The organism is Nonomuraea rubra, assembly GCF_014207985.1.
Classification (GTDB): domain Bacteria; phylum Actinomycetota; class Actinomycetes; order Streptosporangiales; family Streptosporangiaceae; genus Nonomuraea; species Nonomuraea rubra.
In genome coordinates this window covers 9,676,298-9,700,408 of sequence record NZ_JACHMI010000001.1, presented here as the reverse complement: position 1 = coordinate 9,700,408, position 24,111 = coordinate 9,676,298, and the positions used below count along the sequence as shown (strand labels likewise).

Below are 24,111 nucleotides of genomic sequence, written 5' to 3'. Positions count from 1 at the left end.
CGTTACCTGATCACGACGGTGGTGAGCGCGCGCGGCTGGAGGGTCACCGTGCGGCCGGTCACCGCCGACGGGGTGAGGTCGTTGGCGGTGTCGGTGACGTACGCGGTCGCCCGGCCGTGCACGCCCTTCCACGTGACCGGCGCGGTGCCGGTGTTCAGCGCCACGATCACGCGCGAGCCGTCGGGGTTGCGGAACGCTGAAACTTTCAGCGCCGGATCGGCCGCGCTCGCCTCCACCCGGACCGCGCCCGGCCGGATGAACCTGCTGTACGCCGCCAGCGCCCACAGCCGCTTCGACACGTGGTACTCCCTGGCCACGTCGTCGAGCTGCAGCAGCGCCCTCGTCGCGCCGCGCGAGCCGCCCAGCCAGTAGACGTAGGCGCTGACCTCGCCCAGCGTGAGCGCGTCGTGCACGGCCTGCGCGATCGTGAAGCCGTCGTAGCCGCTGCCGTCGTCCCAGGCCTCGTTCCAGGTGTTGCCGTTGGGGTTCCACTCCGACATCCAGGTCTTCCTGTTCGTCGGGAGCGGGCCGTCCACGGGGCTGGCGTAGGTGTGGCCGGTGTGCGTCTTGACCCAGCGGCGGGCCTCGGGGTCGGCCTCGATCGCCGCCGTGTACGCCTTGGCCTCGTTCCAGCCGAACGAGTCGCAGCAGACCAGCCTGGTGTTCCTGGCGATCGGCCCGAGCACCTTGACGAACTCGGCTGCCTGCTCAGGGGTGAAGCGCATCGAGGCGTACGTGGCCGTCCAGTCGGGCTCGTTCGTGAACCCGAGGTCGGTGATCTTGATGCCTTCCCTGGCGTAGAACTTCGTGTAGGCGACCAGGTAGTTCGCGTACGCGCGCCGCCACTCGGGCAGGAGCGTGCCGCCGTTCTTGTCGTCGCCGTTGTCCTTCATGTAGCCGGGGGCGCTCCAGGCGTCGGCGAAGAACCGCTTGACGCCGTACCGCTGGGCCTCCTTGGCCACCCAGACCTGGCTGTTGTCGTCGCCGTCCCAGACGTACTTGGGCGGGGCGTCGGGGCCGCCGGGGTTCTCGGGCTGGATCGACACCATGTGGTCGTACGGGCTGCCGGCGGGGGAGGAGCCGATGCCGAGCCGCAGGATGCTCAGCCCGGCCCCCTTGTCCCGGTCGAACCACAGGTCGAGGACCTCCCGCTGCTTGTCCTCCGGCAGGGCCTTCAGCAGCTCGTTGCGCCGGAACGCCTGGGAGATGCCGAAACCGTCGATCTGCTGGTGGCGGACCCGCTCGTTCACGGTGATGGCCGGGGGCTGGGTGGGGTGGGCCGGCTGTACCGCGGGTAAACCGAGCAGGCTGATGGCGACGAGTCCTCGCAACATGGCGCGCCTCCGAAAGTTTCGGATACATGACGATATATTTCGTCGATCGCCGGAACCGTAAGCGTCCGGAGGCGTTCCCGTCAACCACGACCGCGAGTCACTACTGGACGGACTCGGCGCGCTCCTTGATGGTCAGCATCTGGCGGCGCACGGCCAGGAAGTCGCCGACGTCCTGCATCGCGAGGTACGTCGTGCCGCGGACGCCCGGCTGCGCCCTGATGCGCACCCGGAAGATCATCCGGGTCCTGCCGTCCTCCAGGTCGCGCAGCGAGACCGAGCACGAGGTGGTGGCGTCGGCGCCCCGCATGACCATCACCAGCGTCTGCGGCGGGTCGGCCTGCTCCACCACGAACCCGGACCCGCCCTGCAGCACGTCGCCGACCTTCAGCCCCTGCCGCTCCTGCTCCGGCGGCTCCTCGTGGCCGCTCGTCGCGGGGCGGGGAGGGGAGCCGGGCTGGTAACCACCGAGCCGGACCAGCCACGCCCAGACGGTGGCCGCGGGCGCCTCGACGGTGATCGCCCTGGTGGCCTGGTACTGCGGCTGCCCGACCAGGTCGTCGCCCGGCATGTCCGCGTGGACTTCGCGGTCGTCGGCACCCCAGCGCAGGTGCCACGGGCGGACGGCGAGCAGGTAACCCGCCGCCGCGCCTGCCGCCAGCCTGAACAGAGAGCGCGGCATGAACATGAACATGCGTACTCCTTCGTTTCGCCGACTTGCTCCATATTTTCCGGTCCGGTGAAATGGCCTGAGGTCAAATCTGGTCCGGCTTCCAGACCGTCAGGCCGTACGTTTCCGCGATCGGGCGCCACGCCGCCGCGAAACGGGTTTTCGCCTGCTGCGCCGCCTCCGACCTGTCCAGGCCGCGCCGGTAGTCGCGGTCGCTCTCGACCGGCGCCTCGCAGCCTTCCTCCACGTGCCGCCCGGCCCAGGCCAGGAACGCGGCGTCGGCGTCGTGGGAGGCGTCGAGCGCGTCGACCAGCGCGTCCTTGAGCCTGGCCCCGCCCTTCAGCGCGCTCACGCCGAGCGCCTGGGCGGTGGCGAGCTGGTCGCGGCGGCTGACCGTGATGTCGCGGATGTCCTCCACGGCGTCGCGGTCGCACCGGGTGGCGCTCGCGAGGGCGTCGGGCAGGCTGGAGCGGGCGTCGCTGCTGCTCGCCAGCAACTCCTCGATCGCCTCGGCCTGCTGCCTCGCCGCCCGCCCCGAGGAGCGGCCGGTCGGCGCGGGTGTGGACGTGGACGTGGGCGTGGCAGACGCCGCGCCGCCGCTGGTTCCCGGGTCGGTCTCTGCGGCGGTCTCCGGCCCGGTTCCCGGGGCGGTGCGGGGGCTGCTGGGGGCGACGCCCTGGCCGGCGCCGGTGTTCTGGATCGGCCGCGAGGGGTTGGCGGTGACGACCCACCAGGTCACCACGAAGGCGAGGATGGCCACGGCCAGGCTGATCAGCACCGGGGCGCGCCGCCACGCCGGTGGCCGCCGCCGTAGCCGATCGGGCTCGGGGCCGGTGGCGTAGGAGGCGGTGGGCTGCTCCGGGAAGCCCTGGTGGGCGCGGCAGCGCGGGCACTGGGCCAGGGTGCCGACGTGTGATCCGCAGCGCTGGCAGAAGCGGCTCGAACCCGGTTCGTGTGCCACGGCACCCCTCCCGGAATATCCCAAGAAAAGTGGGCAATATGCTGTTTGCCCGACTTGTGGATTGTTCCTCGCTTTCCCGGTCAGGACGAGACTATTTGAATTCGCCCGCGCCCGACGCGTTCGTCACGCAACTGCTCTGGCTCGGGATGAAAGGGGCGGGCCGCCCAGCGGCCCGCCCCCGGAGCGGCTCAGCGGCCGAAGCAGGTCGTGCGGCCCGCCTTCACCTGGTCCACCTTGTACGTCACCTGATCGATCGTCGCCCCCTCACCGTCCACCAGGATGATCGTGTCCCCCCGGTTGCCGAGCTGCACCGCCGAGTCCAGCGTCACCCGCAGGGCGGCGCCGCCCTCGATGGTGCCGGTCAGGGGCTTGCGGCCGCCGCCGGCGTCCGTCAGGGCCCAGCCGCTCAGGTCGCAGGTCCCGGGCCTGAGGTTCATGAGCGTGACGGTCTCGTTGCCGCGGTCGGCCCCGGCCGGGTCGGGCAGGGCCGCCACGATGACCACGTCCCCGGCGGCGACGAGCGGCGGCGTCACCGGGGCGCCCGGCGGCGCGGGGTCCGGGCTGATGATGAAGTCCTCGGGCCACATCGTGAGCCGGACCTGCTGCCCCGACCCCCTGACCACGTCGTGCAGGTTGCCGCGTTCCAGGCGGGGGATCAGGAACAGCTCGTCGTCCCGGTTGACCGGGTCCGCGCGCAGCCAGGCGTCGAAGCCGTCGAAGTCGGTGAACCCCGCCGCGAGGTACGGCACGATGCGCCGGAACAGCTTCGGCCAGACCACCAGCCGCTCCAGCTCGCCCAGGTTCCGTACGGTGGCCGAGCCGTTGGGGTCGGCGGCCGAGCGGGGCCAGATGCCGATGGCCTTGCGCCGGGCCGCCTGCGACACCTCCGCCAGATGCGTGCGCAGCTCGGCGGGCAGCGTGGCGTAGAAGGCCGGGTAGACCAGCCCGGCCGCCAGCAGCCGCGCGTTGACGGAGTCGTCCACCAGCGGCCCGTCCACGAACACGGTGGTCCCGTCCGCCCCCGGGTGGTCCCCTGCGTAGCCGAACGCGATCAGCCGGCCGTTGCCGTCGATGCCGTTGGTGAGCACGTGGCCGCGGATGGAGTCCTGGTCGGCGGAGCGCACCTTGTTCGGCAGGTCCTCCCAGAAGCGCACGTTCGTGAAGCCGAGCAGGCGCAGCAGCTCGTCACGGGCGGCGTTCGCGCCTTCGAGCTCCTGGTGGGTCTCGGCGAAGTGCGTCTCCAGCGCGTCGATGGCCTCCAGCCGTACGGAGATGCCGCGGGCGTTGATGTTCGGCGGCCGGCCGGAGCGCCGCGGCAACGCCTCGACCAGGGCGGGCGAGTCGGGCAGGAACTTGACGGTGTCGCCGTCCGGTTCGGGGCCCTGGCGGGGCAGGTCCGGATACCTGATCACGAAGCTGCCGCGTAACAGTGTGTAGCCCATGGAATCCCCCCATGCGAGCCGGTGATGGTCCCCCGACTGGTAGCCAGCGGAGCGTAACTCGCATAAGGGGCATCGTCCATGTGTCACCGCAAAGCGGTCAGCGGTACACGGCGACGGCCGCCTCGGCGACCAGCGTGTCCACGATCTCCACCAGCTCGGGGACGGGCGGTCCCGCCGCCGCGGCGATCTCGCGCAGCCGGGTGACCAGCCGGTTCCCCGGCTGGTCGAGGTAGAGCTCCGCCTCCAGCCGCAGCACCGCCACCAGCCCGCACAGCCCGGCGCAGCGCGCGTCGGGAGGCTTCCAGCCCTCGACCGCCGAGCGCACCCCCGAGGAGGCCCGCACGATCGAGGCGATGTCGGCGAGCTCGTAACGCGTGTACGGGAGCACGCCCATGCGCCGCCTGCTCACCCGGACGAGCACCCCCGAGCCGAGCAGGCCCTCCCGGGTACGGTCGTAGACACCGTCCGCCACCGCCCGCTTGAGCTCCGACCGGGGGTCGGCCGGGGCGGCCCGGCCCGCGAGCAGCAGGTCGAGCAGGGCGGCGCCGGCCAGCCCGAGCGCCAGCGACGACTGGTGGATGAGCGGCCTGCCCGACTGATCGTGGGCGATCAGGTACAGGTCCTGGTGGAGCGGCAGCCGGTCCATCAGTCGGAGACGCTCCGCTTCATGGGTTCGGGGCCGGGGGACATGCCCTTCAGCGCCGGGGGGCGGCCGAGGGCGTACAGGGTGATCAGCACCAGGAGGCCGAGGCCCAGCCAGACCAGGCCGAGCACCTGCGCGAGCACGTTCGCGTTGATCACGACGAAGACCAGGATCCCCGCCCCGGCCAGCGGCGCGACCAGATGCGACCACACCTTGTTCGAGCCGTTGCGCAGCGAGTAGTGCACGATCACCGACACGTGCAGGACGATGAACGCCACCATGGCGCCGATGTTGATCAGGCTGGACAGCAGGGCGACGCCGTCCTCGCGGGTGGACATCCAGATGCCCACGCCGACCGACAGCAGGCAGACCAGCATGATGGCGTTGGCCGGCACGGAGTGCCTGACCGACACCTTTGCCAGGAACGACGGGAGCTGCCTGTCGCGCGCCATCGCGTACAGCAGCCGCGAGACCGCCACCTGCGCGACCATGGTGTTGGCCAGCCCCCACGACAGCGCGGTGGCGAACGAGGTGACGTGCCTGAGCCACTCGCCGCCCGCCACGGCGGCCGCGTCGTAGAAGGCCGCGTCGCTGGGCTGGTTCAGCAGCCCCGCCGGATCGGGCACGAGCAGCGCGGCGACCCAGACCTGCACGATGAAGAGCACGCCGGCCAGCAGCAGCGCCACCCGCATGGCCCGGCCCACCTGGGCCGAGCCGCCGGTGGACTCCTCCACCAGCATGCTGATCCCGTCGAAGCCGAGGAAGGACAGGACGGCCACCGACACCGCCGCGAAGATCACCGGCCAGGAGAAGGTGTCCGCGTTGAACAGCGGGGAGAGGCTGAAGCCGCTGCCCCTGCCCTGGAGCAGCGCCCAGAGGCCGACCAGGAGGAACAGCGCCAGCACCACCAGCTCGAACACGATCATGATCCTGGTGAGCCGGACCGTCATGCGGATGCCGCGCAGGTTGATCACCGTGTTGACGGCCACGAAGATGATCAGCCAGACCCAGACGGGCACGTCCGGCACGCTCGCGTTCATGGCCACGGAGGCCACGAGGTAGAGCAGGCAGGGGACGAGGATGTAGTCCAGCAGGATCATCCACCCGGTCATGAACCCGACCGGCGGGGCGATGCCACGCCCGGCGTAGTTGTAGACCGAGCCCGACAGGGGGAACGCCTTCACCATCTGCGCGTAGGACGCGGCGGTGAACAGCAGTGCGATCATCCCGACGAGGTACGCCAGGGCCGGCATGCCGCCGGACTCCGCATAGACGGTGCCGAAGATCGCGAAGGGCGCGATGGGCACCATGAACGCCAGGCCGTAGAACACGAGGTCGGTCAGCCCGACCCCGCGACGTAACTCCTGCCGGTAACCGAACTGCTCAATGTTCTGTTGTGTGCGCACGACAGGCCTCTCCAGTCGTCATGCAAGGGGCGGGGGGTTCGATTCCGAGATCCTTTCGCAGCCCGGGGCCGCCTCGCAAGAGCGCCGCGGACGTGCCCGCGCGCCGGTCCCGAGGGCACGGACCTGGTCGGCTTCCCCTGCTCGGCCACCTGCCGGGGGGCAAGGCGCTGGTCAACCCGGAGCCGCTTGACTGCACGCTCAGCGCGGGAGCGCTCCCCGATCTCATGCCCCCGCCCCGATCGATTTTCGGGGACGGCCGATCAGGCGAGTCTGGTCTGCAGGCCGTCGAGGACGCGCTGGAGACCGTACTCGAAGGTCTCCTCGTTGCTGCCGGAGGTGTCGCCGGCCCGCTGCGCGGCGTAGCGGGCGCGCAGGCGCGGGTAGTCACGGACCGCCCGCTCGGCCGCCGGCCACAGCCGCTCGGTCCACTCCTGCTCGCTCTGCCCGCTGCGCGCGACCATGGACAGCCAGGCGGCCTCGCTGCTCGACACCCCCACCACGTACGCCATGACCGTGGTCACCGCCTGGTCGGCCTCGCCCGGGGGGAACCCGGCGTCCTCCATGACACCGAGCATGAACTCGCTCTGCCGCAGCACGTTGGGGCCGAGGTAGGCCAGCCCCGCCTCGGCGAGCTCGGCGGCCAGCCACGGGTGGCGCAGGATCGTCGCCCGCAGGGCGCGGGACACCTCGGTCACGGTCGAGCGCCACTCGCCGGTATCGGGCAGCGGCAGCTCGCCGTAGACCGCGTCGAGCGCCAGCTCCAGCAGCTCGTCCTTGTTGGCCACGTGGCGGTAGAGCGAGGTGGCCCCGGCGCCGAGCCTGCTGCCCAGGCGGCGCATGCTGAGGTTGTCGGCGCCCTCCTCGTCGAGCAGGCGCACCGCCTCCGCGACGATGCTCTCGCGGGTGAGCAGCGGCTGCTGGCGCTCCTTGGGCGGGCGGGCCCACACCGAGGGGATCTGCTTGTGGTCTTCTGGCATGAGGGCTCCCTTCTCCGGCCATCCTAGGGGTACAGCGTGCGCTGTATGCGTACACCCGACACCATCTTGACCGGAATCCCCGGCGAACTAGATTCCTTGTACGACCCCGCGGAGGTGACGGCCTCGTGGCGACGTACGCCTACCACTGCGCGGACTGCGGCCCGTTCGAGGTACGCAGGCCGATCGGCACGGCGGAGCCCGCCGAGCCGTGCGCCGCCTGCGGAGCGCCGGCCCCCCGCCGGTACACGCCGCCGCTCCTGGCCCGCACCCCCGCCGCCGAGGCGCGCGCCCGGCAGGCGCAGGAGGCCAGTGCCCACGAACCGCAGGTAGTGGAGCGCGTTCCGCCTGCCCGCAACCGGCCCGCGCCGCCGCCGGACCCCCGCTGGGCGGGCCTGCCCCGCCCTTGACGCCCCAAGGAGGGCCGTCCCATGCCGGAAGTCGTCTTCAGCGTCGACCAGAGCCTGTCCATGGCCGCCCAGCTGGTCCCCGGGCACAACCGCTGGCATCCCGACATCCCGGCCGCCGCGAGCGTGCGGCCCGGGTCGGAGTTCCGCGTCGAGTGCAGGGAGTGGACGGACGGGCAGATCGGCGACAACGACTCCGCGGACGACGTGCGCGACGTGGACCTGTCGGTCTGCCACATGCTCAGCGGCCCCATCGCGGTGGAGGGCGCCGAGCCGGGCGACCTGCTCGTCCTCGACATCCTCGACCTCGGCCCCGTGCCGCAGTCCGCCGGCGCCGCGCCCGGCGAGGGCTGGGGCTACACGGGGATCTTCGCCAGGGAGAACGGCGGCGGGTTCCTGACCGACCACTTCCCGCAGGCGTACAAGGCGGTGTGGGACTTCCACGGCCAGCAGGCCACCTCCCGCCACATCCCGGGCGTGCGCTTCACCGGCATCACCCACCCCGGCCTGTTCGGCACCGCGCCCTCCGCCGGCCTGCTCGCCCGCTGGAACGCCAGGGAGCAGGCCCTCATCGACACCGACCCGGGCCGGGTGCCGCCCCTGGCGCTGCCGCCGCTGCAGCAGGGCGTGCTGGCCGGCACGCTCAAGGGCCCCGAGCTGGAACGGGTCGGCCGGGAGGGCGCGCGCACGGTCCCCGCCAGGGAGAACGGCGGCAACCACGACATCAAGAACTTCACCCGCGGCGCCCGCGTCTTCTACCCCGTGCACGTGCCCGGCGCCCTGCTGTCGGGCGGCGACCTGCACTTCAGCCAGGGCGACGGCGAGATCAGCTTCTGCGGCGCGATCGAGATGGGCGGCTTCGTGGACTTCCACGTGGACCTCATCAAGGGCGGCATGGAGAAGTACGGCGTCACCACCAACCCGATCTTCATGCCGGGCAACGTCGAGCCGCGCTACACCGAGTTCCTGTCGTTCATCGGCATCTCGGTGGACCACGACACCGACACGAACCTCTACAACGACGCCACGATCGCCTACCGCAACGCGTGCCTGAACGCGATCGAGTACCTCAAGAAGTTCGGCTACAGCGGCGAGCAGGCGTACCTGCTGATCAGCGCCGCCCCGGTCGAGGGCCGGGTGAGCGGCGTGGTCGACATCCCGAACGCCTGCTGCACGCTCTACCTGCCCACCGCCATCTTCGACTTCGACATCCGCCCCACCGCGCAGGGGCCGCGCCGGGCCGACCGGGGAGCGTGCGCGGTGAGCACCTGACTCAGTGCTTCATCCTGCGCGTCTCGGGGCCGTAGCCGAGCGTGCCCATCATGCCCTGCTCCTGGTGGTAGAGGTTGTGGCAGTGGAACATCCACTCGCCGGGGTTGTCGGCGCGCACGTCGATGTTCAGGCGCTCGCGGGGCAGGATGTTCACGGTGTCCTTGCGCGGCCCCCGCGGGCCGGACGACGTCCGCACCTGGAAGGTGTGGCCGTGCAGGTGCATCGGGTGCCACATGGGCGACTGGTTGTCGAGCACGATCCTGATCGTCTCGCCGCGCTCCACGCGCAGGCGCATCGGGTCGGCGGCCAGGCGGTCGTTGAGCGTCCACTCGTTGCCCGACGGGCGCATGCCGAGCGTCACGGTGACGCTCCTCGACGGGCGCGGGAGCGTGTCCGCCTGCCGGGACGTGAGGTCGGCGTACCTCAGCATGCGCCGGGACAGCTCGCGCAGCCGCACGTCGCTGCGGGGCGCCGTGGCCTTGGGCGAGGTGCGCACGATCGCGAACGCCCGCGCCCGCTTCCCCTCCGCCTCCGCGACCAGCGGGAACGCCCCGTCTTCGAGCCGGACGAGGAAGTCGTAGCGCTCGCCCATGCCGATGAGGAACGTGTCCACGGCGACCGGCTCGCACGGGAACCCGTCGGTGTGCGTCACGGTCATGCGGTGGCCGCCGAGCGCCACCCGGAACGGCGTGTCGGCCGCTGCGTTGATCACCCGGAACCTGGCGAGCCGCCCCGGCTTGCCGGCGAACACCGCCGGCGTCTCCGCCGCCCTGCCGTTGATCAGGTGGTACGGATGGCGCAGCTCGCCCACGACGCCGCCGAGCAGGGTGCTGCGCAGCGTGTCGTCGTGCGCGGTGCTGGCGTTCAGCCGCCGCAGCGCGTCGTCGGGGGTGCCGGCGACGCCGTCCAGCCAGTCGTCGAGCACGACCGTGAACTCCTGGTCGTAGCCGAGCGGCTCGTGCGGGTCGGCCACGATCAGCGTCCCGTACAGGCCGCGGTCGTTCTGCATGCCGACGTGCGAGTGGTAGAAGTACGTGCCCGGGTCGGGGACGGTGAACGCGTAGTCGAACGTCCCGCCAGGCGGGACGGCCTTCTGCGTGTAGCCGGGGGCGCCGTCCATGCGGGCGTCGAGCCTGATGCCGTGCCAGTGCACGGTGGTCTCCGCGGGCAGGTCGTTGACCAGCTTGGCGCGGACGAGGCCGCCGGCCGTGGCCTCGATGCGCGGGCCGGGAAGCAGTCCGTCGTAGGTCCAGGTGCTGACGGTGCGCGGGCCGATCGAGACCTTCGCGGGCCTGGCCCGCAGCACCGGGCCCCGGTGCGGCCTCGCCGTCACGGTGGCGCCCGCCGCCACCGGCGCCGCGCTCCCCAGCGCGGCGAACATGCCGGTCATGAACAACCTGCGGGACAAACCCCGATACGAACCATTCACTGCGGATCCCCCCATTCACCTGGCAAGGTAACGGAGAGTGATCAAGAATGGGCCGCGCCACGCGGAAGATCAACCAGCTCCTGGCGGGGCCGTGGAGCCGCGCACGACCAGCGACACCGGGAGCAGCAGCGTACGCGCCGGGCGGCCCGGGTCGTCGATGCAGTCCAGCAGCATGCGGGCCGCCTCCGCGCCCAGCTCGTGATGCGGCACCGCGACCGTGGTCAGCGGCGGGCGCAGCTTGTCCAGGAACGGCATGTCGTTGAAGCCGATCACGCTCACGTCACCGGGGCAGGACAGGCCGCGCTCGGCGAACACGTCGTAGCAGCCGAGCGCGATGAGGTCGTTGCCCGCCACGACGGCCGTGAACCTGGCGCCCCGGTCCAGCAGCGCCCGCAGCGCGGCGGCGCCGTCGCTCTCGCTCCAGCGCGCGCACTCCACCACCAGCTCATCGGACAGCCCGAGGTCGCGTACGGCGTGCCGGAACGCCCGCGCGCGCACCCTGCCCGTCGAGGTGCTGAGCGGGCCCGACAGGTAGGCGATCCCGGTGGGGCCGAGGGCGGCGAGATGGCGTACGGCGGCGGCCACCCCGGTGGCGTCGTCGCCGGTCACGGCCGGGAGGCCCAGGTGCTCCACCTGGCGGTTGATCAGCACCATCCGGACCCCCTGCTCGTGGAGCTGCCGCAGCAGCGGGTGCTCCAGACGGGCGGTGGCGACGATGAGGCCCTCGACCTGGCGGGAACGCAGCGACTCGATCTTCGCGCGCTCGCGTTCCGCGTCGTTGTCGGTGTTGACGATCCAGACGTGGTAGCCGCCGGACTCCAGGACGCTCTCCACGCCGCGCACGATCGGCGGGAACAGCGGGTTCGTGAGGTCGGGGATGACCAGGCCGACCGTGCCCGTGCGGGAGGTCTTGAGGCTGCGGGCCACCGAGTTCGGCTGGTAGCCGAGCGCCTGCGCGGCCCGCATGACGCGGCGGGCGGTCTCGGCGCTGATCTGCCGGCGGGTGTTCGGGTTGAGCGCGCGCGAGGCCGTGGCGGTGTGCACGCCGGCGGCCTCGGCGACGTCGCGGAGGGTGGGGGCGGGCGACGGGTTCGGGTTGGTCATCGGTCGCCGCCTTCCCCCTGGTCGAGCAGGCCGCCGCTGAACAGGTCCCCGCCGGGGGCGGTGCCGTGGCGGCGGCGGAGGCCGAGCACCGTGGACAGCGACGCCGCATCGGCCCGGCCGTCGGGCACCAGGCCCTCGCCGGGGTCCTTGAGCCGTTCCAGGTAGCGCACCGCGGTGGCGGGCGCAGGCCACCGGGCGGCTGCTGTCCTCCGGCTGCCCCCGGGCCCCGGGCCGCATCCCGCCGTGCTCATGCTGTCCGGGCTCGACTCGGCCAAGGAGGAGCACCGGGTGGTCGAGCAGCTCTTCCTCGAACGCGGGCTGGCCACGTTCGCCGTGGACGGGCCGGGCCAGGGCGAGGCCGAGTACGACCTGCCGATCAGGGCCGACTGGTCGGGCCCCGGCAAGGCGCTGCTCGACGCGCTGGCCGCCGAGCCGCGGATCGACGGCTCCCGGCTCGGCGTCTGGGGAGTAAGCCTGGGCGGCTACTACGCTCCCCGGGTGGCGGCGGCCGGGGGGGACCGGGTCAAGGCGTGCGTGGCGCTGGCCGGCCCGTACGACTTCGGCGACTGCTGGAGCTGCCTGCCCGAGCTGACCAGGGAGGCCTTCCGCGTACGGGCGGGCGCCCCCACCCAGGAGGAGGCCCGCCGCCTCGCCTACACCCTCACCCTGGAGGGCACCGCATCCGCGATCACCGCGCCGCTGCTGGTCGTGTTCGGCCGCAAGGACCGGCTGATCCCCTGGCGGCAGGCGGAGCGGCTGGCCGCCGCGACGGGCGGCGACAGCGAGCTGCTCATGCTCGAAGAGGGCAACCACGGCTGCGCCAACCTCACCCCCTGGCACCGCCCCTACACCGCCGACTGGCTGGCCCAGCGGCTGAAAGGCACGACACGATGACTCAGACAGCAGGCTGGATCGGCACCGGCCGGATGGGCTACGCCATGGCCGAGCGGCTGGCCCTGGCCGGGGTGGACCTGGCCGTGTGGAACCGTACGCGGGCCAAGGCGGAGCCGCTGCGCGAGCACGGCGCGCAGGTGGTGGGCACGATCGCCGCCCTGCGCGACCGCGACGTCGTCTTCACCACGGTCGCCGGCTCCGGTGACCTCACCGAGGTGCTCGGCGAGCTGCTCGACGGCGGCCCGGGGCCCGGCGTGGTCGTCGACTGCTCCACCGTCTCCGCCGAGGCGTCCGCCGCCGCCCGCGCCACCTGCGCGCGGCAGGGCACCGGGTTCCTGGCCGCGCCGGTCAGCGGCAACGCCAAGGTCGTCAGGGCCGGGCTGCTCAGCTTCGTCTGCTCGGGGCCGCGCGAGACGTACGAGCGGGTGTCCGGGCTGCTCGCCCGGCTGGGCAGGTCGGCCACGTACGCGGGAGAGGGCGAGACCGCCCGCCTGGTGAAGATCGCGCACAACCTGCTGCTCGGCGTCGTCACCCAGACGCTCGCCGAGGTCACCGTGCTGGCCGAGAAGGGCGGCGTGTCCCGCCACGCCTTCCTGGAGTTCCTGAACGACAGCGTCGTCGGCTCGCCGTTCACCCGCTACAAGTCGCCCGCGTTCGTGCACCTCGACTACACGCCCACCTTCACCCCCGTGCTCCTGCGCAAGGACTTCGACCTGGGGCTGACCGCCGCCCGCGAGCTGGGCGTGGCCATGCCGGTCACCGCGCTCACCGCGCAGCTCGTCCAGGCCGCCGCCGGCACCGGCAGGACGGGCGAGGACTTCGCCATCCTGCTCGACCTCCAGGCCGCCGCCTCCGGTCTCGAGCTCAAACCCGAGGACGTGGCCGTGGACGACGGGCTCGGCTCGTGAGCACGCCGCTGCCCGCCCCCGGCCACATGGGCGTGGACTACGAGCAGCGCGTCGACTTCGACCGGCTGCGGGCCTACCGCCTCGGCCGCGCCCGCGCCGCGCTGGCGGGCAGCGAGTGCGGCGCGTTCCTGCTGTTCGACTTCTACAACATCAGGTACGTCACCCAGACCTGGATCGGCGGCGCCCTCGGCGACAAGATGACCAGGTACGCCCTGCTCACCCGGGGCGGCCCCGCCAGGTTGTGGGACTTCGGCTCCGCCGCCCGCCACCACCGCCTGCACAGCCCGTGGCTGGACCCGGCCGACTGCCACGCGGGCATGCTCGGCCTGCGCGGCGCCATCGCGCCCACGGCCGGCCTGATGGCGGACGCCGTCCGCACGATCAAGGGCCTGCTGGCCGACGCCGGGCTGGCCGGCGAGCCCGTCGGCGTGGACCTCGTGGAGCCGCCGTTCCTGTTCGAGATGCAGCGCCAGGGCCTGCGCGTGGCGGACTGCCAGCAGCTCATGCTGGACGCCCGCGTCATCAAGTCGCCCGACGAGATCATGCTGCTCACGCAGGCCGCCGCCATGGTGGACGGCGTCTACCACGACGTCGTCGAGGCGCTCAGGCCCGGCGTCCGCGAGAACGAGATCGTCGCCCTGGTCAACAAGCGCCTCTACGAGATGGGCTCCGACCAGGTGGAGGCCGTCAACGCGGTGAGCGGCGAGCGCTGCAACCCGCACCCGCACAACTTCTCCGACCGCCTGATCAGGCCCGGCGACCAGGCGTTCTTCGATATCATCCACTCCTACAACGGCTACCGGACGTGCTACTACCGCACGTTCGGCGTGGGCAGCGCGACGGCCTCGCAGCGGGAGGCGTACGTCAAGGCCCGCGAGTGGATGGACGCCTCCATCGCCATGATCAAGCCGGGAGTGGGCACCGACCAGGTGGCGGCGGTGTGGCCGCGGGCGGCCGAGTTCGGATTCGAGGACGAGATGGCGGCCTTCGGGCTGCAGTTCGGGCACGGGCTGGGGCTCGGGCTGCACGAGCGGCCGATCATCTCGCGGCTCAACAGCATGCGGGAGCCGATCGAGCTGCGGGCCGGGATGGTGTTCGCGCTGGAGACGTACTGCCCGGCGAGCGACGGGTTCTCGGCCGCGAGGATCGAGGAGGAGGTCGTGGTGACGCCGGAGGGCTGCCGGGTGCTGACGTTGTTCCCCGCGAAGGAGCTGATCGTGGCCAGTGCCTACTAGCCGGGCTCACTGAATGGCCTTAAGCACCGCCTCGCGGTCCAGCGGGAGATCGCGGATCCGGACGCCGAGGGTCGCGGCGAGCGCGTTCGCGATGGCCGCCGCCACCGGGCCCTGCGCCGCCTCGCCCGCGCCGGCCGACGGCGTGCCCGGATGCTCGACCAGCTCCACCGCCACCTCGGGCGCCTCGGAGAAGCGCAGGATCGGGTAGCTCTCCCAGTCGCCGCTGGTGATCGCCCGCCGGTCGAACCGCACGCGCTCCTTCAGCGTCCAGCTCGCCGCCTGGGTGGCGCCGCCCTCGATCTGGTTGCGCACGCCGTCGGGGTTGACCACCTGGCCGACGTCCACGGCGATGGTCAGGCGGCGCACCCGTACGTCCTGCTCGGCCTCCACCTCCGCCACCGCGGCGCAGTACGCGCCGACGCCCTTGTACCTGGCGAACCCCAGCCCCAGCTCCGCCCCGCCGCCCCAGCCCGCCGCGTCGGCCGCCCGCTCCAGCACCATCCGGGCGCGGGGGTCGCTCAGGTGGGCCAGCCGGTACGCCAGCGGATCCAGGCCCGCGGCCAGGGCCAGCTCGTCCATGAACGACTCGATGGCGAAGACGTTCATGAACGCGCCCAGCGAGCGCAGCGCCGACGACCGGATGGGCGTCTCCAGCACCCGGTGGGCGGTGATCTCCATCCTGGGGAAGTCGTAGATCGGCACCGCGTTGCGCGCCGTGCCGGAGCCTCCCTGCGGTGAGGGGTCCACGGCCGCCGGGTACGCCCACGGCCGCTCCAGGTGGGCGCCGGCGAGCAGGCCGGGGGTGCCTTCCGCGTAGCCGGGGCGGCTGAGGTGGCCCTGGCTCCACACGTCGTACCGCCAGGAGCGCACCAGGCCCGCCTCGTCCACCACCGCCGCCACGTCCACCGACATGGCCGAGCCGAACGGGGCCCACGTCAGCTCGTCCTGCCTGCTCCAGCGCACCTGCACCGGCCTGCCGTCCGCCTCGCGGGCCAGCAGGGCCGCGTCGAGCGCCACGTCGTCGGCGGCGTTGTGGCCGTAGCAGCCCGCGCCCTCCACGTGGTGCACCTGGACCTCCGCCCCCAGGATCCGCGCCAGTGCCCTGCGCAAGGGGTGGACGCCCTGGGTGTGGCTCCACACGTCGAGGGTGCCGTCCGGGTTCCAGCGGGCGGTGGCGCAGCTCGGGGCGATCGAGGCGTGGGCGATGAACGGCCTGCTGTAGGTGGCCGCGTGCGGCTCGCCCTCGGGCGGGGCGTCCTCCGGGGTGCGGACGGTGATCGTCTCGTGGGGGCCCCGGCGCAGGAACGTGTCCAGGTCGTGCTCGTCGGGGAGGCTGTCGTGGTCCTCCCACGCGCAGGCCTTCCGCAGCCGGGCCAGGGCCCGGTCGGCCGCCGCCTCCGTCTCGGCCAGCACCCCGACGAACGAGCCGTCCCGTACGACGTGGAGGTCCGGGAGCGGGGTGAGGCCGGCCAGGCGGGCGGCGGGGGAGGGCGGGCGCAGGACCCGGCCGTAGAGCTGGCCGGGGAGGCGCAGGTCGTGGATGAACCGGGGCCGCCCGGCGATCTTGTCGGGCAGGTCCAGGCGCGGCACGCTGACGCCCACGAACACCGGCTCCTCGGCCGGCGCCGCCTCGGCCTCCAGAGCGGCGGCCTGGAGGGTGGCGGCCTGCAGGGTGTCCGTGGGAGGTCCCGCCGTCAGCGCGTCGGCCACCGGCGCCAGGTCGGCGTAGGTCGCCGTCCGGCCCCCGCAGCGGAACTCGCCGCGCCGTACCGTGACCTCGGCGGGGGCGACGCCCCAGCGGCGGGCGGCCTCGGCCGCGCAGGCGGCCCGCACGCGGGCGCACGCCTCGCGCAGCGGCGGCCCCGCGTGGGAGATCGACCTGCTGCCCGCCGTGATGCCCTCGTCGGGCCCGGCGACGGTGCTGGCGGCCAGCATGCGTACCTGCCCCAGGTCGGCGCCCAGCGCGTCGGCCGCGATCTGGGCCAGCGCCGTGAGCACTCCCTGCCCGAGCTCGACCTTCCCCAGCCGCACGAAGATCACGCCGTCGTCGCGGACCGAGACGGCGCCGTCGTCCGAGACGAGCACCATCGCCTGGTCCTCACCACCGGACGAGCCCATCACCCGGCCGCCGCCAACTCCCTGGCCCTCACCGGCCGGCGAGCCCATCACTCGGCCGCCTTCAGCACCGCGCGGACCACCCGCCGCTGCACCCCGCACCGGCACAGGTTGCGGTCCAGAGCCGCCACCACCGCCTCCTCGTCCGGCCGGGGATCGCGCGCCAGCAGCGCCGCGGCGCTGACCATGATCCCCGACAGGCAGTACCCGCACTGCCCCGCCTGCTCCTCCAGCACCGCCCGCTGCACAGCGTGCAGCTCGTCCCCCGGTGCGAGCCCTTCGACCGTCACCACCGACCGCCCCTCGGCCGCCGACAGCGGCGTGTCGCAGGCGGCCGTCACCACCCCGTCGAGCAGCACGAAGCACGCCCCGCACAGGCCCACCCCGCACCCGAACCGCGTGCCCACCAGCCCCAGCTCCCCGCGCAGCACGTCGAGCAGCGGCGTGCCGGGATCGGCCGCCACCTCGGCGGGAGCCCCGTTGACGGTCATCCTGATCATGTGAACACCTCGGGATGCCGGCAGAGCTCGACCCGCGTGCGCCTGATGTGCCCGCTCAGGCACCGCTCGGCGTCCACGGCGTCGCGCCGCTCGATCGCGTCGAGCAGCAGCCGGTGCTCGGCGTTGACCACCCACCGCCGCGCCGGCCCCGTCAGCCGCATGAACGCCCGCCGGTGGTGCTGCGTGGCGTTCCACAGCCTGACGACCATGCCGGAGAGCTGCTCGATCGTGCACCCCGAGTAGGTCAGCAGGTGGAACTCGCGATCCAGCACGAGGAACTCGCCGAGATCGGTGTTGGCCTCGATCTGGTCCTGGATCTCCCCGAGCCGCCGGTGATCGTCGCCGGTCAGGTGCGGGATGCTCTCGGCCAGGGCGAGAGGTTCGAGCCGCTCGCGCATCTGATAGATCACCTCCACTTCGTGCATGCCGAGCCTGGGTACCCGGGCGCCCCTGCGCGGATGGTGCTCGGTGAGCCCCTCCGCCTCCAGCATGCGCAGCGCCTCGCGCACCGGCAGCCGGCTGGCGCCGAGCCGATCGGCCAGCTCCTCCTGCCTGATCCGCTCGCCGGGCGCGATCGCACCGCTCAGGATGGCCTCGCGCAGGTGGTCGGCCACCCGCTGGCTCTCAGGCGCCCGCATCGAACGCCCCCGGGTACGAGACCAGCTCGAACTGCATTCCCCAAGGTGCCAGGAAGTACACCCACCGCGCCGGGCTGGCGCATCGTGGCCCCTTCGACGCCGTTCGACTACGTGGGCCTGATGAACAGCGCGCTGCTCTGCCGCGACCCGGTGGTGGTGCTGGAGCACGTCGACCTGTACGGCTCCACGGGTGAGTGCCCGGTGGACGACCTGGACTACTGCATCCCTGTCGGCCGGGCCCGGGTACGGCGGGTCGGCTCGGCGGTGACCGTGCTGACGTACCTGGCGATGACCACGTACGCGTTGCGGGCGGCCGAGGCGTCAGGGGTGGACGCCGAGGTGATCGACCTGCGCTGGCTGGACCGGGCGAGCCTGGACTGGGAGACGGTCGGGGCGAGCGTCAGGAAGACGAACAACGTGCTCATCGCCGAGCAGGGGCCGGTGGGCACGTCGTACGGGGGGCTGGCTGGCGGACGAGATCCAGCGGCGGCTCTTCGACTGGCTGGAGCAGCCGGTGCAGCGGGTGACGGGCGGGGAGGCGTCGCCGAGCATCAGCAGGGTGCTGGAGCGGGCGGCCATCGCCCGGGAGGAGGAAGTGGCGGCCAAGCTCGCCGAGATGGCGGGCTGAGAACTCACCTATTGCCCGGGCGGCCCGTGCGAAATATGGTGTTAATCGTTTAACACCAGCCGGAGGCTTCCGGATGAACACGTTCCCCATGCCTGCCCATCTGCCGAGATCCGGCGCCCTCAATATCCCCATATCCCTATAGGGAATGCTAGGTTATTCGACTAACATGAGACCAACAGCGCGACAAGTGGCCGAGCTGGCGAACGTGTCGGTGGCGACCGTCTCCTACGTCCTCAGCGGCAAGGACCGTCCGGTCGCCGCCGAGACCAGGCAGCGGGTGCTCGACGCCGCCAGGCAGCTCGGCTACACCCCCAACCAGGCCGCCAGGAGCCTGCGCAAGCGCCGCACCCAGCGCGTCTGCCTGGTGCTCAGCTCGTTCGGCGGCGTGCCGACCGACGCGCGGCTGGCCACGGACCTGCACGAGATGGCCGACGCGCGCGGCTACTCGGTGGTCACGCTCTCCGTCTACGACGAGGCCCGCGCCCAGGCCGCCGTCGAGGTGCTGCGCGGCGGCATCGCCGACGGCGCGCTGATCCGCCTCACCGGCGGCCACCTGGAGCAGGGCCTGCTCGGCGGGCTGGCCGACACCGGGCTGCCGATGGTGGTGATGAGCAACGGCAGCGGGCTGGAGGGCTGTGACGTCGTCCGCACCCCCGAGGTGGAGGCGTGCGCCGAGGCCGTCGAGCACCTGCTCACCACCGGCAGGCGGCGCGTGGCGTTCATGGGGCAGCGGTACGAGGTCTACAGCGACAAGCCCGAGGGGCGGCTGCTCGGCTACCTCACGGCGCTGGAGCGCAACGGCGGGGCCGAACGCATCATCACCGGCGGCGCGGACGACCGCGTGGCCGCGTACCAGACGGCGACCGGCCTGCTCAGCTCGCCCGACCGGCCCGACGCGATCTTCGCGGCCTCCGACCGGGCGGCGATCAGCGCGATCTGGGCCGCCAGGGACCTCGGGCTCAGCGTGCCCGGCGACGTCGCGATCGTCGGTGTCGGCAACATCGACGAGGGTCTCATCAGCAATCCGCAACTCAGCACCGTCGGCCCGCTGCGCCACGACTACACCGACGTCGTACGCCTGCTCTTCGACCGCCTCCAGGCCGAGGAGCCGCCACCCGCCCGCGAGATCGTCCGTTCGTGGACCTTCGTGCGGCGGGGCTCGTCCTAGAAGGGAAATCCCCGCATGCCTTCCCACCCCTCACGCCGTGACCTGCTCCGCCTCGTCGGGGCCGCCGCCGCCGTCCCCGTCCTGTCGTCGTGCGCGGGCGCGCCGGCCACGCAGAGCGCCGCGCCCGGCACCTTCACCGTCTACTGGAACGCCGGCCACGACTACCAGGCCTACCGCAAGGTGATCGCCGAGTTCGAGCAGGCCAACAAGGTCAAGGTCAACCTGCAGAAGTACCAGTGGCCGGACCTGCGGACCAGGCTGCTGGCCGACTTCGCCTCCGGCACCGTGCCCGACCTGGTGGAGGAGCCAGGCGGCTGGGTGCAGGAGTTCGCCGTCTCCGGCAACGCGCGCTCGCTGCAGGACTTCGTCGACCGCGACGGCCAGGCGATGGGCTTCCCCGCCGACTGGCAGCCGGTGACCGTCGAGCGCAACTCGTACCAGGACAAGGTGTACGGCGTGCAGCTCCACCTGACCTGCAACACGCTCGTCTACAACCAGGGCATGCTGCGCGAGGCCGGCGTGGAGGTGCCGGCCACCTGGGAGGAGTTCCTCGACGCGGCCAGGAAGCTGACCAGGGACGGCGTGTACGGCGTCGCGCTCAACCAGGACTACACCTACATGTGGCCGTGGATGGTGCAGGCCGGCGTCACCCCGTACGACCTGGAGACCAAGGCGATCATGGAGCCGCGCGCCGACGCGGTCGCCGCCCTGCAGTTCCAGGCCGACCTCGTGCACAAGCACAAGGTGGCCCCGGTCCCGGTGGCCGGCACCGACTACTCCGGGCCGCAGAAGCTGTTCTCCGCCAAGCGCGCCGCGATGATCCTCACCGGGCCGTGGGACCTCGACCCGATCAGGAAGACCAGCGCCGACATCGAGCTGGGCGTGGCGCCGCCGCTGAAGAACAAGACGGCGGCCACGCAGGCGGCCGGCGTCAGCATGTTCGTGCCCGCCAAGGCCACCAGGCCCGAGCTGTCGTGGGACTTCATCAAGCGCATCACGGCCTTGCAGGTCGAGCAGGCCGCCACCAAGGAGACCGGCATGCTCATGCCGCGCAAGTCCTGGGTGGACCTGCCCGAGGTGCAGTCCGACCCCGTCACCAAGGTCTTCGCCGACGCGCTGCCGACCGCCAGGGACTCCTCCCAGCAGGTACGCCTGACCGGGCAGCTCGGCAAGTGGGAGGAGCAGCTCAAGGTCATGTACCAGCAGGTGCTCATCCAGAACAAGCCGGCCGCCGAGGCGCTCGACACCTTCGTCAAGGCCGCGGAGGGCTTCCTCAAGTGAGGCCGCGCACGCTCTCCGGCCGCTACGCCAGGACCGCCTACCTGTTCCTGCTTCCGGCGATCCTGTTCTTCGCGGCCTTCTTCTACCTGCCGATCGGCAACGTGGTGGCCACCAGCTTCCGCACCGGGCCGATGGCCGACCAGTGGACCGGCCTGGGCAACTACGCCCAGGCCGTGGCCGACCCGGCGGTGCGGCACTCGTTCCTGGTCACGGCGGGCTTCTCGGTGATGGTGGTGGCCGGCTCGATCGTGCTCGGGCTGGCCCTGGCGCTGGCCATCGACCAGCCGCTCAGGGGGCGGGTCGTGTTCCGGGTGGTGCTGCTCGTGCCGTACCTGACGTCCGTCGCGATCGTCGGGCTGCTGTGGCGCAACATCCTCGACCCCGAGCTGGGCGTGCTGAACCGGGTGCTGATGGCGGCCGGCCTGCCCACGCAGCAGTGGTTGAACACCGCGCCGCTGCTCACCATCGCCGCCGTCACGCTCTGGCAGAGCGTCGGCTACACGATGGTGCTGTTCCTGGCCGGGCTGCAGGGCATCCCGGAGACGTACCACGAGGCGGCGAAGATCGACGGGGCGGACGCCTGGCGCCGCTTCTGGCGGATCACGCTGCCGCTCCTCGCGCCGACCACGCTGTTCGTGTCGGTGATGGCGGTCATCTCGGGGCTGCAGGCGTTCGGGCAGGCGTACATCATCACCGGCGGCGGCCCCGGCGACGCCACCGACCTGTCGGTCTTCCACATCTTCAACGTCGCCTTCCGCACCAGGGACTTCGGCTACTCCTCGGCGCAGTCGGTGCTGCTGCTGATCGTGATCGTGGCGTTCACCGTGATCCAGCTCAGGGCCGGGCGGCGCGGGGAGGTGACGTACTGATGCTGCGCAAGCCGCTGCTCTACACGCTGCTCGGCGTGGCCTCGCTGATCACGGTCGTGCCGCTGCTCTACATGCTCTCGCTCTCCCTGCAGACGGAGGCCGAGACGCTGTCGGCCGAGGCCGTGCTGGTGCCGGAGTCGCCGCAGTGGGGCAACTACGCCGAGCTGTTCGTCCGGGCGCCGTTCGGCGACTTCATCGTCAACAGCCTCGTCGTGGCGGGCGCGATCACGCTCGCGCACCTGGTGTTCGACCCGCTCGTCGGGTACGTGTTCGCCAAGTTCCGCTTCCCGCTGCGCAACACGCTGTTCGTGGCGTTGCTGGCCACGCTGATGGTGCCGTTCTTCGTGCGGATGATCCCGCTGTACGTGCTCATGGCCAACCTGGGGTGGCTGAACACGTACCAGGGGCTCATCACGCCGTTCCTGATGGACGCGTTCGGCATCTTCCTCATGCGGCAGTTCATCCAGCCCATCCCCGACGACCTGATCAGCGCGGCGCGCATCGACGGGGCCTCCGAGCTGCGCGTCTACTGGAGCGTCATCCTGCCGCAGACGCGGCCGGCGCTGGCCGTGCTCGGGCTGTTCACGTTCGTCTTCCAGTGGAACGAGTTCCTCTGGCCGCTGGTCGCCACCTCGACGCCCGAGATGCGTACCATCCCGGTCGGGCTGACCCTGTTCAACCAGGAGTACTTCACGCTGTGGCACCTCACGGCCGCCGGCTCGGTGATCCTCTTCGTGCCCACCGCCGTCCTGTTCGTCCTCACCCAGAGATACTTCGTCCGGGGCATCGCCCTGACCGGTCTGAAATAAGGAGTCTTCCGCTTTGCGCCCGAACGTGATCGTCGTCTTCACCGACCAGCAGCGGTGGGACACCGTCGGCCCCTTCACCCCGAACCTCGACGCGATGGCCAGGCGCGGCACGCAGGCCACGGTCGCGCTCACCCCGCAGCCGGTGTGCGCGCCCGCCCGCGCGGCGCTCCAGACGGGCCGCTACCCGACCACGACCGGCGTCTACCGCAACGGCCGCGTGCTGCCGCCCGAGGAGCGCACCCTGGCCCACCACTTCGGCGCGGCCGGCTACGCCACCGGCTACATCGGCAAGTGGCACCTGGCCGGCACCGAGCCGGTGCCGGAGGACCGGCGCGGCGGCTACCGGTCGTGGCTGGCGGCCAACGCCCTGGAGCACACCTCCGACGCGTACCGGACGATCGTGTACGACGAGGCGAACGAGCCCGTCCTGCTGCCCGGCTACCGCTCCGACGCCCTCGTGGACGCGGCCGTCCGCTTCGTCGCCGACCACGCCGACGAGCCGTTCTACCTGTTCCTGTCGCTCCTGGAGCCGCACCACCAGAACGAGGTGGACAACTACCCGGCCCCCGACGGCTACGAGGAGCGCTACCAGGGCCGCTGGATGCCGCCGGACCTGGCCGCGCTCGGCGGCACCGCCCACCAGCACATGGGCGGCTACCTGGGGCAGGTCAAGCGCCTGGACGAGGGGCTCGGGCGGCTGCTGGACGCGCTGCGCAGCCTGGACCTGCTGGACGACACGATCGTGGCGTACACCTCCGACCACGGCAACCACTTCAAGACGCGCAACGGCGAGTACAAGCGCTCCTGCCACGACGCGTCCCTGCGCGTGCCGCTCGCGCTGCGCGGGCCCGGCTTCGACGGCGGCGGCGCCATCTCCCGCCCGGTCAGCACCCTCGACCTGCCGCCCACGCTGCTGGAGGCGGCCGGCTTGCCGGTGCCGTCCGACATGCAGGGGCGCTCGTTCCTGCCGCTGGTGCGCGACCCGCGCGGGGCGTCCTGGCCCGAGGAGGTGTTCTTCCAGGTGAGCGAGTCGGAGGTGGGGCGGGGGATCCGTACCTCGCGGTGGAAGTACTACGCCGTCGCCGAGAACGCCCATCCCTGGGACGACCCGGGCGCGCCCGCCTACCGCGAGCAGGCCCTGTACGACCTGGAGAACGACCCGCACGAGCTGGTCAACCTGGCGGGGTACGCCTCCCACGCGGGGGTGTCCGCCGAGCTGCGCGACCGGCTGGTCCGGCGGATCGCCGAGGCCGAGGGGGTCTCACCGGCCATCGAACCGGCTTTGGCGCGGGCGGGCCGCGAGCAGGCCATGCCCGACCCGGAGGTCCGCCTCCGCGGCCCCGAACCCGTCCGCTACGGCCACCAGCCCCGCCCCACCCCCTGACCGCCCACCCCGCCCACCTCCAGCCCGGCCCGCTCCGGCCGCC

General features: G+C 72.1%; 23 protein-coding genes and 1 pseudogene. 11 read left to right on the top strand and 13 right to left on the bottom strand.

All coding sequences use genetic code 11. The features are described 5' to 3' along the window. Positions 1 to 2: 2 nt before the first annotated feature. The 7 genes from HD593_RS44155 to HD593_RS44125 form a co-directional block, all read right to left on the bottom strand. Positions 3 to 1,334: a glycoside hydrolase family 30 protein gene (locus tag HD593_RS44155; protein WP_185108752.1), complete on the bottom strand. Its 1,332-nt coding sequence runs from the start codon at positions 1,332 to 1,334 to the stop codon at positions 3 to 5. A gap of 100 nt (positions 1,335 to 1,434) precedes the next feature. Further along, a complete protein-coding gene (locus HD593_RS44150; protein WP_185108750.1) occupies positions 1,435 to 2,025 on the bottom strand; it encodes a hypothetical protein in 591 nt (196 codons plus the stop codon). Between the two features lie 61 nt (positions 2,026 to 2,086). After that, positions 2,087 to 2,962, bottom strand: a complete 876-nt coding sequence (locus HD593_RS44145; protein ID WP_185108748.1) for a hypothetical protein — start codon at positions 2,960 to 2,962, stop codon at positions 2,087 to 2,089. A gap of 188 nt (positions 2,963 to 3,150) precedes the next feature. Next, entirely contained in the window at positions 3,151 to 4,404 is a 1,254-nt protein-coding gene (locus HD593_RS44140; RefSeq protein ID WP_185108746.1) for a lamin tail domain-containing protein, read from the bottom strand. A 97-nt stretch (positions 4,405 to 4,501) separates the two neighbouring features. After that, positions 4,502 to 5,050 carry a GOLPH3/VPS74 family protein gene (locus HD593_RS63925; RefSeq protein WP_185108744.1) on the bottom strand — a complete coding sequence of 183 codons (549 nt, stop codon included), beginning with the start codon at positions 5,048 to 5,050 and terminating at the stop codon, positions 4,502 to 4,504. Then, positions 5,050 to 6,453 carry an APC family permease gene (locus tag HD593_RS44130; RefSeq protein ID WP_185108742.1) on the bottom strand — a complete coding sequence of 468 codons (1,404 nt, stop codon included), beginning with the start codon at positions 6,451 to 6,453 and terminating at the stop codon, positions 5,050 to 5,052. Before HD593_RS44130 ends, HD593_RS63925 begins: the two co-directional genes overlap by 1 nt. A gap of 260 nt (positions 6,454 to 6,713) precedes the next feature. After that, on the bottom strand, positions 6,714 to 7,430 hold the full coding sequence (locus HD593_RS44125) for a TetR/AcrR family transcriptional regulator (protein WP_185108740.1): 717 nt from the start codon (positions 7,428 to 7,430) through the stop codon (positions 6,714 to 6,716). A gap of 125 nt (positions 7,431 to 7,555) precedes the next feature. Between HD593_RS44125 and HD593_RS44120 the strand changes: the two genes are divergently transcribed. Next, on the top strand, positions 7,556 to 7,837 hold the full coding sequence (locus HD593_RS44120; RefSeq protein WP_185108738.1) for an FmdB family zinc ribbon protein: 282 nt from the start codon (positions 7,556 to 7,558) through the stop codon (positions 7,835 to 7,837). Positions 7,838 to 7,858: 21 nt separating this feature from the next. After that, on the top strand, positions 7,859 to 9,106 hold the full coding sequence (gene fmdA / locus HD593_RS44115; RefSeq protein ID WP_185108736.1) for a formamidase: 1,248 nt from the start codon (positions 7,859 to 7,861) through the stop codon (positions 9,104 to 9,106). 1 nt (position 9,107) lies between these two features. Here the strand turns inward: fmdA and HD593_RS44110 are convergent, their stop codons facing one another. The 3 genes from HD593_RS44110 to HD593_RS44100 form a co-directional block, all read right to left on the bottom strand. After that, positions 9,108 to 10,496, bottom strand: a complete 1,389-nt coding sequence (locus HD593_RS44110; protein WP_246547045.1) for a multicopper oxidase family protein — start codon at positions 10,494 to 10,496, stop codon at positions 9,108 to 9,110. Positions 10,497 to 10,604: 108 nt separating this feature from the next. Then, positions 10,605 to 11,639 carry a LacI family DNA-binding transcriptional regulator gene (locus HD593_RS44105; protein WP_185108732.1) on the bottom strand — a complete coding sequence of 345 codons (1,035 nt, stop codon included), beginning with the start codon at positions 11,637 to 11,639 and terminating at the stop codon, positions 10,605 to 10,607. Beyond that, positions 11,636 to 11,890 (bottom strand): hypothetical protein, encoded by a 255-nt coding sequence (locus HD593_RS44100; protein ID WP_185112783.1) that lies wholly within the window; start codon positions 11,888 to 11,890, stop codon positions 11,636 to 11,638. Before HD593_RS44100 ends, HD593_RS44105 begins: the two co-directional genes overlap by 4 nt. Here HD593_RS44100 and HD593_RS44095 point away from each other — a divergent pair. Genes HD593_RS44095 through HD593_RS64775 form a run of 3 tightly spaced genes read left to right on the top strand, consistent with a single transcriptional unit; the run spans position 11,883 to position 14,676 of the window. Continuing rightward, positions 11,883 to 12,533: an alpha/beta hydrolase family protein gene (locus tag HD593_RS44095; protein ID WP_221525293.1), complete on the top strand. Its 651-nt coding sequence runs from the start codon at positions 11,883 to 11,885 to the stop codon at positions 12,531 to 12,533. The genes HD593_RS44100 and HD593_RS44095 overlap by 8 nt on opposite strands. After that, a complete protein-coding gene (locus HD593_RS44090) occupies positions 12,530 to 13,441 on the top strand; it encodes an NAD(P)-dependent oxidoreductase (RefSeq protein ID WP_185108728.1) in 912 nt (303 codons plus the stop codon). The genes HD593_RS44095 and HD593_RS44090 overlap by 4 nt, the downstream gene beginning before the upstream one ends. Continuing rightward, entirely contained in the window at positions 13,438 to 14,676 is a 1,239-nt protein-coding gene (locus tag HD593_RS64775; RefSeq protein WP_221525292.1) for a M24 family metallopeptidase, read from the top strand. The genes HD593_RS44090 and HD593_RS64775 overlap by 4 nt, the downstream gene beginning before the upstream one ends. Before the next feature lie 6 nt (positions 14,677 to 14,682). On the opposite strand, the gene HD593_RS44080 is transcribed toward HD593_RS64775, so the two are convergent. From HD593_RS44080 to HD593_RS44070, 3 genes are read right to left on the bottom strand one after another with little or no spacing between them, the layout of a single operon-like run. Further along, positions 14,683 to 16,842 carry a molybdopterin cofactor-binding domain-containing protein gene (locus tag HD593_RS44080; protein ID WP_246549427.1) on the bottom strand — a complete coding sequence of 720 codons (2,160 nt, stop codon included), beginning with the start codon at positions 16,840 to 16,842 and terminating at the stop codon, positions 14,683 to 14,685. Next, positions 16,842 to 17,291, bottom strand: a complete 450-nt coding sequence (locus tag HD593_RS44075; protein ID WP_185108726.1) for a (2Fe-2S)-binding protein — start codon at positions 17,289 to 17,291, stop codon at positions 16,842 to 16,844. The genes HD593_RS44080 and HD593_RS44075 overlap by 1 nt, the downstream gene beginning before the upstream one ends. Further along, positions 17,288 to 17,929 carry a GntR family transcriptional regulator gene (locus HD593_RS44070; RefSeq protein WP_185108724.1) on the bottom strand — a complete coding sequence of 214 codons (642 nt, stop codon included), beginning with the start codon at positions 17,927 to 17,929 and terminating at the stop codon, positions 17,288 to 17,290. The genes HD593_RS44075 and HD593_RS44070 overlap by 4 nt, the downstream gene beginning before the upstream one ends. Before the next feature lie 120 nt (positions 17,930 to 18,049). Here HD593_RS44070 and HD593_RS65420 point away from each other — a divergent pair. From HD593_RS65420 to HD593_RS44040, 6 genes and pseudogenes are all read left to right on the top strand, one after another. After that, positions 18,050 to 18,319: pseudogene (locus HD593_RS65420) on the top strand (transketolase C-terminal domain-containing protein); the annotation flags it as partial. A gap of 404 nt (positions 18,320 to 18,723) precedes the next feature. Next, a complete protein-coding gene (locus HD593_RS44060) occupies positions 18,724 to 19,725 on the top strand; it encodes a LacI family DNA-binding transcriptional regulator (RefSeq protein WP_185108722.1) in 1,002 nt (333 codons plus the stop codon). A gap of 15 nt (positions 19,726 to 19,740) precedes the next feature. Next, positions 19,741 to 21,006 carry a sugar ABC transporter substrate-binding protein gene (locus HD593_RS44055; protein WP_185108720.1) on the top strand — a complete coding sequence of 422 codons (1,266 nt, stop codon included), beginning with the start codon at positions 19,741 to 19,743 and terminating at the stop codon, positions 21,004 to 21,006. Then, positions 21,003 to 21,875 (top strand): carbohydrate ABC transporter permease, encoded by an 873-nt coding sequence (locus tag HD593_RS44050; protein ID WP_185108718.1) that lies wholly within the window; start codon positions 21,003 to 21,005, stop codon positions 21,873 to 21,875. The genes HD593_RS44055 and HD593_RS44050 overlap by 4 nt, the downstream gene beginning before the upstream one ends. Continuing rightward, positions 21,875 to 22,684 carry a carbohydrate ABC transporter permease gene (locus HD593_RS44045; RefSeq protein WP_185108716.1) on the top strand — a complete coding sequence of 270 codons (810 nt, stop codon included), beginning with the start codon at positions 21,875 to 21,877 and terminating at the stop codon, positions 22,682 to 22,684. The genes HD593_RS44050 and HD593_RS44045 overlap by 1 nt, the downstream gene beginning before the upstream one ends. 13 nt (positions 22,685 to 22,697) lie before the next feature. Then, the gene (locus tag HD593_RS44040) at positions 22,698 to 24,068 is read left to right on the top strand and encodes a sulfatase family protein (RefSeq protein WP_185108714.1); all 1,371 of its coding nucleotides are present in this window, start codon (positions 22,698 to 22,700) and stop codon (positions 24,066 to 24,068) included. The last annotated feature ends 43 nt before the right edge of the window (positions 24,069 to 24,111 follow it).

Coding starts and splice junctions, on each gene's coding strand:
- HD593_RS44140 (WP_185108746.1), bottom strand. CDS start 4,404: ATGGGCTACACACTGTTACGCGGCAGCTTCGTGATCAGGTATCCGGAC.
- fmdA (WP_185108736.1), top strand. CDS start 7,859: ATGCCGGAAGTCGTCTTCAGCGTCGACCAGAGCCTGTCCATGGCCGCC.
- HD593_RS44105 (WP_185108732.1), bottom strand. CDS start 11,639: ATGACCAACCCGAACCCGTCGCCCGCCCCCACCCTCCGCGACGTCGCC.
- HD593_RS44070 (WP_185108724.1), bottom strand. CDS start 17,929: ATGCGGGCGCCTGAGAGCCAGCGGGTGGCCGACCACCTGCGCGAGGCC.
- HD593_RS44060 (WP_185108722.1), top strand. CDS start 18,724: ATGAGACCAACAGCGCGACAAGTGGCCGAGCTGGCGAACGTGTCGGTG.
- HD593_RS44055 (WP_185108720.1), top strand. CDS start 19,741: ATGCCTTCCCACCCCTCACGCCGTGACCTGCTCCGCCTCGTCGGGGCC.
- HD593_RS44045 (WP_185108716.1), top strand. CDS start 21,875: ATGCTGCGCAAGCCGCTGCTCTACACGCTGCTCGGCGTGGCCTCGCTG.
- HD593_RS44150 (WP_185108750.1), bottom strand. CDS start 2,025: ATGTTCATGTTCATGCCGCGCTCTCTGTTCAGGCTGGCGGCAGGCGCG.
- HD593_RS44090 (WP_185108728.1), top strand. CDS start 12,530: ATGACTCAGACAGCAGGCTGGATCGGCACCGGCCGGATGGGCTACGCC.
- HD593_RS63925 (WP_185108744.1), bottom strand. CDS start 5,050: ATGGACCGGCTGCCGCTCCACCAGGACCTGTACCTGATCGCCCACGAT.
- HD593_RS44075 (WP_185108726.1), bottom strand. CDS start 17,291: ATGATCAGGATGACCGTCAACGGGGCTCCCGCCGAGGTGGCGGCCGAT.
- HD593_RS44100 (WP_185112783.1), bottom strand. CDS start 11,890: ATGAGCACGGCGGGATGCGGCCCGGGGCCCGGGGGCAGCCGGAGGACA.
- HD593_RS44155 (WP_185108752.1), bottom strand. CDS start 1,334: ATGTTGCGAGGACTCGTCGCCATCAGCCTGCTCGGTTTACCCGCGGTA.
- HD593_RS44110 (WP_246547045.1), bottom strand. CDS start 10,496: ATGACCGGCATGTTCGCCGCGCTGGGGAGCGCGGCGCCGGTGGCGGCG.
- HD593_RS44125 (WP_185108740.1), bottom strand. CDS start 7,430: ATGCCAGAAGACCACAAGCAGATCCCCTCGGTGTGGGCCCGCCCGCCC.
- HD593_RS44080 (WP_246549427.1), bottom strand. CDS start 16,842: ATGGGCTCGCCGGCCGGTGAGGGCCAGGGAGTTGGCGGCGGCCGGGTG.